Consider the following 12,729-nt stretch of genomic DNA (forward strand, 5'->3'; position numbering starts at 1 on the left):
ATCCGCGCACAACGCCTGCCGGCTGAGGCTCAGCCCAGGACGAAGTTGACCAGCCTGCCGGGGACGGCGATGACGCGCCGGACCGTGGCGCCGTCGAGCCAGGCTGCGATCTTCTCGTCGGCGCGGGCAGCCGCCTCCAGCGTCGCGGCGTCGGCGTCGGACGGCACCGTGACCTGCGAGCGCACCTTGCCGTTCACCTGGACGGCGACCTGCACGGTGTCCTCGACCAGCCAGCGCTCGTCGGCGACCGGGAACGGCGCCCACGCCGAGGAGCCCTCGTGGCCCAGCCGGGACCACAGCTCCTCGGCCAGGTGCGGCGCCAGCGGGCCGACCAGCAGCACCAGCGGCTCGATCACCGAACGCGGCACCGGCGAGGACGCGCCGTAGCTCGCCGTCAGGTGGTTGGTCAGCTCGGTGATCCGGGCGATGGCGATGTTGAAGCGCAGCGTCGTGTACCCGTCGCGGACCCCGTCGATCGCCTGGTGCAGCGCGCGCAGCGTCTCCTCGGCGGGCTCCGCGTCGGAGGCCCGCACGGCGCCGGTCTCCTCGTCGACGACGACCCGCCAGATGCGCTGCAGCAGCCGCTGCGAACCGACGACGGCCTTGGTCTCCCACGGCCGGGACTGCTCCAGCGGGCCGGTCGACATCTCGTACACGCGGAAGGTGTCGGCACCGTAGGCGCCGATCATCTCGTCCGGCGTGACCATGTTCTTCAGGCTCTTGCCGATCTTCCCGTACTCGCGGTTGACCGGCTTGCCCTCGTGGAAGAACGAGCCGTCCTTCTCCACGACCTCGGACGCCTGCACGTAGAAGCCGCGCTCGTCGGTGTAGGCGTAGGCGGAGATGTAGCCCTGGTTCACCAGCCGGCGGAACGGCTCCTCGCTGGAGACGTGGCCCAGGTCGTGCAGGACCTTGTGCCAGAAGCGGGCGTACAGCAGGTGGAGCACGGCGTGCTCGACGCCGCCGACGTACAGGTCGACGCCGCCGGTATCGCCCTCGCCGCGGGGGCCCATCCAGTAGCGCTCCAGCTCCGGGTCGACCATCCGCTCGTCGTCGCCCGGGTCCAGGTAGCGCAGGTAGTACCAGCAGGAGCCCGCCCAGTTGGGCATCGTGTTGGTCTCGCGGCGGTACTTCCGCATGCCGTCGCCGAGGTCGAGCTCGACCGTCGTCCACTCGGATGCCCGCGACAGCGGCGGCTCGGGTGCGGAGTCGGCGTCGTCGTCGGAGAAGGTCTTCGGCGAGTAGTCGTCCACCTCGGGCAGCAGCACCGGCAGCATCGACTGCGGCACGGCGACGGGCAGGCCGGCATCGTCCCCGTCGACGGCGTAGACGATCGGGAACGGCTCGCCCCAGTAGCGCTGCCGGCTGAACAGCCAGTCGCGCAGCTTGTAGGTGGTGGTCGCCTCGCCGGCGCCCCGGCCGACCAGCCACTCGGTGACCTTCGCGATCGCGGCGGCCTTGTCCAGGCCGTTCAGCGAGATCTCGTCGTTGGCGGAGTTGATCATCGCGCCCGGGCCGGTGTACGCGCCGCCGGCATCGTCGAAGCCCTCCGGCCGCTCGACGGTCGGCACGATCTCCAGCCCGAAGGCCTGGGCGAAGTCCCAGTCGCGCTGGTCCTCGCCGGGCACGGCCATGATCGCGCCGGTGCCGTAGCCGGTCAGCACGTAGTCGGCGATGAACACCGGCAGCTCCCGGCCGTTCACCGGGTTGACGGCGGAGACGCCCAGCCAGACACCGGTCTTCTCGCGCCCGGCGTCCTGGCGGTCCAGCTCCGAGCGGCGCGAGGCCTGCCGCTGGTACTCCTGCACGGCCTCGGCGGGCGTCGCGGCGCCGCTGGTCCAGCGCGGGTCGGCCCCGTCGGGCCAGACGGCGGCGGTCAGCGGGGCGACCAGCGGGTGCTCCGGCGCCAGCACCAGATAGGTGGCCCCGAACAGGGTGTCGGGGCGGGTGGTGAAGACCTCGACCGACTCGCCCTCGCAGGCGAACCGGATCTTGGCGCCGGTCGACTTCCCGATCCAGTTCCGCTGCATCTGCTTCAGCGAGTCCGACCAGTCCAGCCGGTCCAGATCGGCCAGCAGCCGGTCGGCGTAGGCGGTGATCCGCATCATCCACTGCTTCAGCGGGCGCCGGAACACCGGGAAGTTGCCCCGCTCGGAGCGCCCGTCGGCGGTGACCTCCTCGTTGGACAGCACCGTGCCCAGCCCGGGGCACCAGTTGACCGGCGCCTCGTTCAGGTAGGCCAGCCGGTGGGCGTCGACGACGCGGCGCCGCTCCACCTCGTCCAGCTCCGCCCAGGGGCGGCCGGAGGGGTTGGTGCCGACGGCGGGCTCCCGCGTTCCGGCGTCCAGCTCGGCGACCAGCTTCTCGATGGGTCGCGCCTTCCCGGCCGTCTCGTCGAACCAGGCGCCGAACAGCTGCAGGAAGATCCACTGGGTCCACTTGTAGTAGCCCGGGTCGATGGTGGCGAAGGTCCGCCGCCGGTCGTGGTCGACCCCCAGCCGGCGCAGCTGCGCGGAGATCGCGGCGATGTTGGCCTCGGTGGTCACCCGCGGGTGCTGGCCGGTCTGCACGGCGTACTGCTCGGCGGGCAGGCCGAAGGCGTCGTACCCCATCGGGTGCAGGACGTTGTCGCCGTCCATGCGGCGGAACCGGCTCGTGACGTCGGTGCCCAGGTAGCCCAGCGGGTGGCCGACGTGCAGCCCCGCACCCGAGGGGTACGGGAACATGTCCATCGCGAAGTACTTGGGCCGGTCGGCCACCTTCTCGAAGCCCGCGCCCAGCCGCCCGGCGGGGTTGGGCGTGTGGAAGGTGCCCTCGGCCTCCCAGCGGTCCTGCCAGTCGAGCTCGATCTGCTGCGCCAGCGCCGGCGTGTACCGGTGGGCGGGAACGCCGTCGCCGGAGGACGCGGTGGCAGGCGTTCGGTCGGTCTGGCTCATCGTGGGGCTCCCGTGGGGGTCGAACCGGCGGCGGGCAGAAAAAAACCCCTCACGCAGGAGGGGTCGCCGTGCTGTCCGATCGGATCAGGTCAGCACGGCCGGAGAAGGAGCAGTCCACCGGACACGGGGTCAGCGTACCGCCCCTGCACCGTGGACCTCGGGCGACCGCGAGCCTCCCGGCTCACCCCACCGGAGGAGGTGAGGCGACCACGGCTCGGCCGGACCCCGGGAACAGCCGACCATCCGGGGGTGAGCACTCAGCAGCCCGGTGACGGCAGGTCGGCCAACCTGTCGCGGTGGTGCGCCGTGCTGGCTGCCGTCTGCCTCGGCCTCTTCGCCACGGGCGTCGGCACCCGACCGGCCGGCACGGGCTGGGCGCTCACCTACGACGTCGTGCTGTACAACGCCGTGTACGTCCTGGCCGCCGTGGGCTGCTTCGCCGCCGCGCGCCGCCCCGGGGACCGCGTGACCTGGCTGGCCATGGGCCTCGGCCTGGTCCTCTCCACCTCGGGCAACCTCGTCTACAGCCTGGTGATCGCCGAGCTGCCCGACCCGCCGTACCCCTCGGTCGCCGATGCCCTCTACCTCGCGTCGTTCGTGCCCACCTGCGTGGGCCTCGTCGCCTTCGTCCGGGCACGGGTCCCCCGGTTGCGCCCCGCGATGGTGCTCGACGGTCTGGTCGGCGCCCTCGGGGCGACGGCCATCGCGGCGACGATCCTGCTCGGCCCGGAGACCCATGCTCTCGGCGAGGACGCCGCGGCGGCCGCGGTGGGCCTCTTCTACACGGTTGCCGACATGGTGCTGCTCGCCCTGTTCGTGGCCGCCGGTGCCGTCCTGGGCCTGCGTCGCGAGATCACGCTGGTCCTCCTCATGGCCGGCGTGGCCAGCACCCTCGTCGGAGATCTCGTCTACAGCCGGCTGGCGACCCTCGGCATCTACGTCGAGGGTGGCGCCCTGGACCTGACCTGGCTCCTCCACGCGACCCTGATCGCGCAGGCCGCCCACCGGTCCAGGCCTGCCCGGGGCGACGGCCACGCCGGGGGGCACTCCGGCGTGCGCACGGGCTGGCGGCACATCGCGATCCCGCTCGGGCTCAACGTGGCCTGCATCGCCGTGCTCCTGATCCAATCCATGGCGGTCGCACCGATCGCCGCCTGGTGCGCGGCCGGCTGCATCTCGGCGACCCTCGTCCGCTCGCTCGTGAGCTTCCGGGAGCTGCGCCATTTCCACACCGTCCGGGCCGAGGCGCGGACCGACGAGCTGACCTCTCTGCCGAACCGCCGGGCGCTGCTCGGTCACGCCGACACCCTGGTCGCGGCCGCGACCACGCGACGCCCCGTCGCCCTCCTCCTCCTCGACCTCGACGGCTTCAAGGAGGTCAACGACGGCCTCGGCCATGCGGCCGGCGACGAGCTGCTGCGCCAGATCGGACCGCGGCTGGCCACCGAGCTGGGTCCCGCCGACCTGCTCGCCCGGCTCGGCGGCGACGAGTTCGCCGTCCTCGTGCCGGACGCCGACGTCGACCGGGCGCTCGAGCTCGCCAGACGCCTCCACGACCGACTCCGCCAGCCGTTCACCGTCGAAGGGCAGCGGCTGCACGTGGGCGCCAGCATCGGCGTCGCCACCGCGCCGGTGCCCGCCGCCGGGGTCCAGGACCTGCTCCGCTGCGCCGACGTCGCGATGTACGCGGCGAAGGGAGCGCAGGAGGGGGTTCGTGTCTACCTGCCCGATCCCCGGGGTGGCAGCGGCGACCGGCTGCGGACGATGGAAGACCTGCGGACCGCGCTCGAGACCGATCAGCTGCTCGTGCACCTGCAGCCCCAGGTGCGGCTGGCCGACGGCGCTGTCGCCGGAGTGGAGGCACTGGTGCGGTGGCAGCACCCCTCCCGCGGTCTGCTCACGCCGGCCGAGATCCTGCCGGCCGCCGAGCAGGCCGGGCTGATGCAACCGCTGACCGACGTCGTCCTCCGGCTGGCGCTCGAGGCAACCACCCGGTGGTGGCCGGATCGGGCGGTGCCGGTGTCGGTGAACCTGTCGGCGGCAAGCGTCACAGACCTGGAGCTGCCGGCCACGGTGATCCGTCGACTGCGGGACCACGGGCTCCCCCCGGAGGCGCTCACCCTGGAACTGGTCGAGGACACCCTCATGGCCGACCCCGACCGCGGCCGCGCGGTGCTGGGTGAGCTGCGCCGGCTCGGCGTCCGCACGTCGATCGACGACTACGGCACCGGGTACAGCTCCCTGGCCTACCTGCGCCACCTGCCGGCCGACGAGCTGAAGCTCGACCGCAGCCTCACTGCCGACGTCGGCCGCGACGACCGGGCCACGGCGATCGTCGGGCACACCGTGGCCCTCGTCCACGCCCTGGGTCTGACCCTGGTCGCCGAGGGGGTGGAGGACGAGGAGACCGCGGTCGTGCTCGCCGCGCTCGGGTGCGACGTCGCCCAGGGCTGGGCGGTCGCCCGGCCGATGCCCGTCGAGCAGTTCCTCGGGTGGCTGGCCGACCGCTCGTCCTCGTCCGGCACGGCGGTGATTCCTGCGCCGCGGGTGCCGGGGCAGCGCGTCGCTCCGTGAGCCACCGCCGGCAGTGCCGCAGCCGGCTCACCCCCTCCGCCGTCCCTGACGGCGACGGAGGGCCGACCTCACCCTTACGGGCCGAGAACGACCGGAACGAGGTGCGGCCGCCGACGAGTCCCGCCGATGACATCTGCGTGGACCAGAACCGGAGCGCGGAGCGCCACCGCGCGCCCTCGTCCGGGCTGCTCGTCGCCCTGACCCTGCTCGGGGTCGCGCTGTTCGCGACCGGAGTGGGGCCGCGTCCTGCGGGCCTCGGCTGGGACCGGCTCTACGACGCCGTCTTCTACAACCTCGCCTACCTGACGGCCGCCGCCGTCGCCTGGCAGGCCGCCGGCCGACTGCCCCGCGAACGGCTGGCCTGGCGGGTCCTGGCCGTCTCGCTGCTGCTGAACGCCTGCGCCAATGCCCTCCGCACCCTGAGCAACGGTCCCGAAGGCAGCGGGACCTCGTCGATCCTGGCCGTCGACGTGCTCTCGCTGATCGCGTACGTGCTGCTCTACGTGGTGATGGTCGGCCTGATCCGGGCCCGCGTCCCGCGGTTCCACCCGAGCATGTGGCTCGACGGCCTGATCGGGGCCCTCGGCACCACCGCGGTCGGCGTCGCCTTCCTCATCGGCCCCTACCTGGACCCCGCCCCCGGCCGCGAAGCCGTGCCGGCGGTCCAGCTCGTGCTGCCCGGCATGGACGTGCTCCTGCTCGCCCTGCTGGCCGCCGTGGGCTCGATCCTCGGGATGCGGCTGGACCGCACGCTCGTCCTCGTCGTCGCCGCGCTGGGTTCGATCTTCGCCGGCGACGTCCTCCTGTTCGCCCGCACGGTCCGCGGCACGTACGTCGACGGCGGCCCGCTGGAGCTGGTCTGGCTGCTCGGCATCGTGCTGGTCGCCCTGGCCGCGCACGGCGCCCGTCCCCGCCCCGTGCCCACCGAGGACGCGACCAGCGACACCCGGCTGGGCTGGCGTCTGCTCGCGCTGCCGGTCGTCTGCAACGTCGCCAGCCTCGTCGTCCTCGCCGTGGGCTGGGGCGACGCACTCCCTGGCCTCGCGGCCTGGCTGGCGATCGCCTGCGTGCTCGCCGCCCTCGCCCGCACCGGCGTCACGTTCCGCGAGGTCCGCGCCTTCAACGAGGTCAGCGAGCAGGCCCGGACCGATGAGCTCACCGGCCTGCCGAACCGCCGCGCCCTCCTCGAGGCGGCGGGCCGCGTGCTGGCGACGGCGACGGCGCGCGACCAGGCCGCCTTGCTGCTGCTGGACCTCGACGGCTTCAAGGAGGTCAACGACAGCCTCGGGCACACCGCAGGCGACCAGCTGCTCCGCCAGATCGGTCCGCGCCTGCTGCCGGCCCTCGGCGACGGCGAACTGCTGGCCCGGCTCGGTGGGGACGAGTTCGCCGTCCTCCTCCCCCGGGTCTCCCTGGACGAGGCCCAGGCGCGGGCCGAGCGGCTGCGCGTGCTGATCCTGCAGCCGTTCCCCGTCGAGGACATCCGCCTGCACGTGGGCGTGAGCATCGGCGTGGCCACCGCTCCGGTCCCCGCGGCCACCGTCCAGGAGCTGCTGCGCTGCGCCGACGTCGCCATGTACGCCGCCAAGAGCGCCCGCGAGGGCGTGCACGTCTACGTCCCCGACCCGCACGGCGGGAGCGGCGACCGGCTGCGCACCATGGAGGAGCTGCGGACCGCGCTGAACGGCGACGAGCTGCTCGTGCACCTCCAGCCACAGGTCGGCTTCGCGGACGGCCGCGTCGTGGGGGTCGAGGCCCTTGTCCGCTGGCAGCACCCGGTGCGCGGCCTGCTCTCCCCCGCGGACCTGCTCCCCGCCGCGGAGCAGGCCGGTCTCCTGCGCCAGCTCACCGACGTGGTGCTCGAGCTGGCCCTGCGCGCGACGTCACTGTGGTGGAAGTCCGATCAGGTGCCGGTCTCGGTGAACCTCTCGGCCGCCAACGTCAACGACGTCGACCTGCCGGCCAAGGTCGCGGCGGCGCTGGCGCGGCACGGCCTGCCCCCCGCCGCTCTCACCCTCGAGCTGGTCGAGGACACCCTGATGGCCGACCCGGAGCGCGGCCGCCAGGTGCTCGCGGAGCTGCGCCGGCGGGGCATCCGCACCTCGATCGACGACTACGGCACCGGGTACAGCTCCCTGGCCTACCTCCGCCACCTCCCGGCCGACGAGCTGAAGCTCGACCGCAGCCTGACCGCGGACGTCACCACCGACCGGCGCGCCGCCGCGATCGTCGAGCACACGGCCGCGCTGGCCCACGACCTCGGCCTGCGCCTGGTCGTGGAGGGCGTCGAGGACGCCGCGGCCTGCGCCGCCCTCGCCCGGCTCGGGTGCGACATCGCCCAGGGCTACGCCATCTCCCGGCCGATGCCCGTGTCCGACTTCCTCCGCTGGCTGGAGCACCCCGAGCACCCCCTGCTCGACGCCGAGCGCACCACCCGGGGCTGAACCGACCGACCAGCCGTCAACCGAGCTGGGGCGCCACCTCGGCGGCCACCAGGTCCAGGTGGTCGAGGTCCGCGAGGTCGAGCACCTGCAGGTAGACCCGCTGCGCGCCGGCCTCCGCGTAGCGGCCGATGGTGTCGACCGCTTCTGCGGGCGATCCGGCCACCCCGTGCTCGCGCAGCTCGTCGACCTCCCGGCCGATGACTGCCGCACGGCGGGCGATCTCCGCCTCGTCCTTGCCCACGCAGAGCACGAGCGCCGAGCTGTACACCAGGGACGACGGGTCGCGACCGACCTCGTCGCAGGCCTCCCGCACACCGGCGAACAACCGGGCGTTCTCCTCGGCCGACATGAAGGGCACGTTGAACTCGCCGGCGTAGCGAGCCGCCAGCCGCGGCGTCCGCTTCTTCCCACCGCCGCCGACGAGGATCGGCACGCCGCCCTCCTGCACCGGCTTGGGCAGCGCCGGCGACCCGGACAGCTGGTAGTGCTCGCCGGCGAAGTCGAAGGTCTCCCCCACCGGTGTGCGCCACAGCCCGGTGAGGACGGCGAGCTGCTCCTCGTACCGGTCGAACCGCTCACGCAGCGAGGGGAACGGGATGCCGTAGGCGGTGTGCTCCGCCTCGAACCACCCCGACCCGATGCCCAGTTCCACCCGGCCGCCGCTCATCTGGTCGACCTGGGCCACGCTGATCGCCAGCGGGCCGGGCAGCCGGAACGTGCCGGCCGTCATGAGCGTGCCCAGCCGGATCCGGCTGGTCTCGCGGGCCAGCCCGGCGAGGGTGATCCAGGCGTCGGTGGGGCCGGGCAGGCCGTCGCCACCCATCGTCAGGTAGTGGTCTGATCGGAAGAAGGCGTCGAAGCCGGTCTCCTCGGTACGGCGGGCCACGGCGAGCAGCTCGTCGTAGGTCGCACCCATCTGCGGCTCGGTGAAGATGCGCAAGTCCACGGTCGGACCGTAACGAGGACCACGCCCGGATGCGCACCGACCTGCGGTCTCAGGGTGTGCTCGCCGCCGGGACCGGGCAGGATGATCGCCAGACGATCAACTCGGAGGTGCAGCTCGTGTTCCGCAAGAAGACGCGTGGTCAGGTCATCGGCACCGAGCTCCAGGAGGGTTTCGCCCACATCGGGGTCGCCGCCACCGAGGCCGGCCGCCTCGCTGCCGAGCAGTTGGGCCCGCGCGTCGCCGCGGCCCGGGATGCGGCAGGCCCGGCGCTCGACGCCGCGCAGCGCGCGGTCGCCCCCAAGGTGGCCGCGGCCGTGGCGGTGGCCGCACCGGCGGTCGCCACCGCGCGCGACGCCGTCGCCCCCCGGTTCGAGGCCGCCCGGGACGCCGCGGCCCCGCGGGTCGCAGTCGCGGTCACGGCCGCCCAGGCCGCGGCCGCCAAGGCAGCTGCCGACCTCGGTCCCCGGGTCGAGGCGGCGCAGAAGACGCTGCGCGACGACGTCGCTCCCCGCGTCGCCGCCGCGCAGAAGGCGGCCCGCAAGTCTTTCGACGACGACGTCGCGCCGCGGGTGACCGCGGCGCAGGCCGCGGCCCTCGCCTACGCCACTCCCCGCGTGGTCGCCGCCCGCGAGGCGGTCGCTCCTGCCCTGGACAGCGCCCGCGAGACGCTGCTCGCCGGGGTGGACAGCGCACGCAGCGAGGTCGACGCCCGGCGCGCCGAGCTGGCGGCGGCCGCGGCTGAGTCCGGTCGCCGGGCGCGCAAGGCGGCGAAGAAGGCCCGCAAGAAGGCCGGCAAGAAGCACAAGGAGTTCGAGAAGGCGGCCAAGGCGACAGCCAAGACCGTGAAGCGCAAGGTCGGCGTGGAGCCCGAGCCCCGCCGCTGGCCGTGGGTGTTCGTGTTCGCCGCGGTGGGTACTGCCGTGTTCGTCCTGCTGCGCCGCACCAAGGACGACACCTGGACGCCCGCTCCGGCCGGTGACGGCCCGGTGCCCAGCTACCGAGAGGACCCCGTGCCCAGCTCTCCCAGCACTTCCGGCAAGACCGTCTCCACCGCCGACACGACCGGTGACGCCGCTCCGGCCGAGTCCGACATGGGCGTCCGCGACGCCCAGTTCGTCGACGGTGACGGCGCCGACAGCGCCGGCGAGGACATCAAGAACACGCCGGAGCCGTTCAGCTCCGGTGGCGCCAACGACGCGGGCCCGACCGCGGGTCCCGCCGACAAGCAGGTCTGACGCGTCACACCATCGCCGCACCCGCCGCCCCCGTCGCCTCTGGTGACGGGGGCGGCGGTGTCTTCGCGAGTACGGTGGGGATCATGAGTGAGACGGCCCTTCCGGCGCAGTCGTCGGGTTCCCCGCTCGAGCCGGCCGGTCGCAAACTGCTCCGCCTCGAGGTCCGCAACAGCCAGGTGCCGATCGAGCGCAAGCCCGAGTGGATCAAGACCCGCCTGAAGACGGGGCCCGAGTACACCGAGCTGAAGTCGCTGGTCCGCCGCGAAGGCCTGCACACGGTGTGCGAGGAGGCGGGCTGCCCCAACATCTACGAGTGCTGGGAGGACCGCGAGGCCACCTTCCTCATCGGCGGCGACCAGTGCACCCGGCGCTGCGACTTCTGCCAGATCGACACCGGCAAGCCCGCTGACTTCGACCGCGACGAGCCGCGGCGGGTCGCGGAGAGCGTCGCCACCATGGGCCTGAAGTACGCCACGGTCACCGGCGTCGCCCGGGACGACCTGCCCGACGGCGGGGCGTGGCTCTACGCGGAGACCGTGCGCCAGATCCACTCCCAGCTGCCCGGCTGCGGCGTCGAGCTGCTCATCCCCGACTTCAACGCCGACCCCGACCAGCTGGCGGAGGTGTTCTCCTCCCGCCCCGAGGTGCTGGCGCACAACGTGGAGACGGTGCCGCGGATCTTCAAGCGCATCCGCCCCGGCTTCCGCTTCGAGCGCTCCCTGGCCGTCATCACCGCCGCCCGCGAGGCGGGTCTGGTCACCAAGTCCAACCTGATCCTGGGCATGGGCGAGGAGCCGGAGGAGGTCGTGGAGACCATGCAGGCACTGCACGACGCCGGCTGCGACCTGCTGACCATCACCCAGTACCTCCGGCCCTCGCCCCGGCACCACCCCGTGGTCCGCTGGGTGAAGCCCGACGAGTTCGTGCAGTTCCAGAAGGACGCCGAGGAGATCGGCTTCCCGGGTGTCCTCGCCGGGCCGCTGGTGCGCAGCTCCTACCGGGCCGGCCGGCTCTACCAGCAGGCCGTCGCGGCCCGCGGTCTCACTCCAACGGTCTGATTTTCTCCCTCGGCCCGCTGCAGGGGCCCGCCACGAGCCTGCGAGTGGTGGGGGGCAGCGGGTCCTTTCACTAAGCTGGGCGCATGGCACGCAGCAAGTCCTCTGACAAGGCCGCCCCGAACGACGGCGGCGGCAAGGCCGCGCCCAAGGGCGGCTCCACCGCGTCGGGGGTGAAGCTCGGCAAGGACGGCCAGCCGAAGGTCGGCCGGCTCAAGAAGCTCGGCAACAACGGCCGGATGATGAAGCAGGCCTTCACGCTGACGCGCCGCAACGACCCGAAGCTCCCCTGGGTCATGCTCATCACGTTCATCGTGACCTTCGCGGTGGTCGAGCTGATCGGCATCCTGCTCGACTCGCCGTTCCTCTTCCTGCCCTTCGCCATCATCCTCGGCCTGCTGGCCACCCTGATCGTCTTCGGCCGCCGGGCGCAGGGCTCGGCGTACCGCCAGGTGGAGGGCCAGCCCGGCGCCGCGGCCTGGGCGCTGGAGAACATGCGCGGTGACTGGCGGGTCAGCGCCGGGGTCGCCGGCACCCCACAGCTCGACGCCGTCCACCGGGTGCTCGGCCGGCCCGGCGTGATCCTGGTCGCCGAGGGCTCGCCGCAGCGCGTGCGCGGCCTGATCGCGCAGGAGAAGAAGAAGATCGCCCGCGTCGTCGGCGACACCCCCATCTACGACGTCGTCGTCGGCGAGGGCGAGGGCCAGGTGCCCTTCAAGAAGCTGAGCTCCCACGTCATGAAGCTGCCGCGGAACCTGTCGGCCGCCGAGCTCAACACCCTGGGCCGGCGCATGAGCGCCCTCGGTGGCGCCCGGATGCCCGTTCCCGGCGGCCCGCTCCCCGGCGGCCGTCAGATGTCGGTGAGCCAGCGCCAGGTCCGCCGCCGCGGCTAAGGAAGGACCCCTCTGCCCCCCACCCGCTCGCAGGCTCGCGGCGGGCCCCTGCAGGGCGGCCGTCAGAGGTGCGAGAAGGGCTCCGCGTACCGGAACGCACCGCCGACCGGATCGCCCTGCAGCAGCCGTGCCTGGAAGTACGGACCCCACGACGGGTCCGGCGCGGTGACGCCGAGGTCGAGCGCCGGGACGAAGCCGAACCTGCCGTAGTAGTCCGGTGAACCGAGGAGGGCGACCAGCCGCTCGCCGGCCGCCTCGGCGACCGCGAGCAGCGCATGCATCAGGGCCGTGCCCGTTCCCCTCCCCTGCGCCGCCGGGACCACGCCCAGCGGGCCGAGACCGAGCGCCGCGGTGCCGAAGGGCTCCAGCCACCCCCGCGTCGCGATGACGTGCCCGACGACGTCGCCGTCGTCGTCCATGGCGACCAGCGAGAGATGCGGCAGGAAGCCGGCATCCTCCCGGAGCCGGTCGAGCAGGTCGGCCTCGGGCACCTCGCCCGGCGCCCGGCGCGCGTCGCTTCCCGGGCCGAGGGCGAACGCCGCCCGGTGCACCGCGCGCACGGCGTCGGAGTCGGAGGGGCGCTCCCGGCGGACGATCACGACCGGCAGTCTGCGGAGCCGGGAAGCCGCCGTCCACCGGATTCCGG

Annotated in this window: 8 protein-coding genes; 5 read left to right on the top strand and 3 right to left on the bottom strand. The window is 73.4% G+C overall.

From position 1 onward, the window contains the following. Positions 1 to 29: 29 nt before the first annotated feature. On the bottom strand, positions 30 to 2,936 hold the full coding sequence (leuS, locus tag LBW97_RS01765; protein ID WP_224497689.1) for a leucine--tRNA ligase: 2,907 nt from the start codon (positions 2,934 to 2,936) through the stop codon (positions 30 to 32). A gap of 249 nt (positions 2,937 to 3,185) precedes the next feature. On the opposite strand from leuS, the gene LBW97_RS01770 reads away from it, so the two are divergent. Both LBW97_RS01770 and LBW97_RS01775 read left to right on the top strand, forming a co-directional pair. Beyond that, entirely contained in the window at positions 3,186 to 5,510 is a 2,325-nt protein-coding gene (locus tag LBW97_RS01770) for an EAL domain-containing protein (protein WP_224497690.1), read from the top strand. 137 nt (positions 5,511 to 5,647) lie between these two features. Beyond that, entirely contained in the window at positions 5,648 to 7,954 is a 2,307-nt protein-coding gene (locus LBW97_RS01775; RefSeq protein ID WP_224497691.1) for a bifunctional diguanylate cyclase/phosphodiesterase, read from the top strand. Positions 7,955 to 7,970: 16 nt separating this feature from the next. Here the strand turns inward: LBW97_RS01775 and LBW97_RS01780 are convergent, their stop codons facing one another. After that, complete coding sequence (locus LBW97_RS01780) at positions 7,971 to 8,900, bottom strand: LLM class F420-dependent oxidoreductase (protein WP_224497692.1); 930 nt, start codon at positions 8,898 to 8,900, stop codon at positions 7,971 to 7,973. Positions 8,901 to 8,929: 29 nt separating this feature from the next. Here LBW97_RS01780 and LBW97_RS01785 point away from each other — a divergent pair, with 29 nt between their 5' ends. From LBW97_RS01785 to LBW97_RS01795, 3 genes are all read left to right on the top strand, one after another. After that, entirely contained in the window at positions 8,930 to 10,135 is a 1,206-nt protein-coding gene (locus tag LBW97_RS01785; protein ID WP_224497693.1) for a hypothetical protein, read from the top strand. Positions 10,136 to 10,218: 83 nt separating this feature from the next. Next, positions 10,219 to 11,193 carry a lipoyl synthase gene (lipA, locus tag LBW97_RS01790; RefSeq protein WP_224497694.1) on the top strand — a complete coding sequence of 325 codons (975 nt, stop codon included), beginning with the start codon at positions 10,219 to 10,221 and terminating at the stop codon, positions 11,191 to 11,193. 83 nt (positions 11,194 to 11,276) lie between these two features. Continuing rightward, positions 11,277 to 12,083 (top strand): DUF4191 domain-containing protein, encoded by an 807-nt coding sequence (locus LBW97_RS01795; RefSeq protein ID WP_224497695.1) that lies wholly within the window; start codon positions 11,277 to 11,279, stop codon positions 12,081 to 12,083. Between the two features lie 62 nt (positions 12,084 to 12,145). On the opposite strand, the gene LBW97_RS01800 is transcribed toward LBW97_RS01795, so the two are convergent. After that, entirely contained in the window at positions 12,146 to 12,682 is a 537-nt protein-coding gene (locus tag LBW97_RS01800) for a GNAT family N-acetyltransferase (protein WP_224497696.1), read from the bottom strand. Positions 12,683 to 12,729 lie beyond the last annotated feature (47 nt).

Origin of the sequence: Blastococcus sp. LR1 (assembly GCF_020166105.1) — a bacterium.
Taxonomy (GTDB): Bacteria; Actinomycetota; Actinomycetes; order Mycobacteriales; family Geodermatophilaceae; genus Blastococcus.

Bases quoted from the DNA above. Each gene is read 5' to 3' on its own strand.
- LBW97_RS01795 (WP_224497695.1), top strand. From the start codon at position 11,277: ATGGCACGCAGCAAGTCCTCTGACAAGGCCGCCCCGAACGACGGCGGC.
- lipA (WP_224497694.1), top strand. From the start codon at position 10,219: ATGAGTGAGACGGCCCTTCCGGCGCAGTCGTCGGGTTCCCCGCTCGAG.
- leuS (WP_224497689.1), bottom strand. From the start codon at position 2,936: ATGAGCCAGACCGACCGAACGCCTGCCACCGCGTCCTCCGGCGACGGC.
- LBW97_RS01785 (WP_224497693.1), top strand. From the start codon at position 8,930: ATGCGCACCGACCTGCGGTCTCAGGGTGTGCTCGCCGCCGGGACCGGG.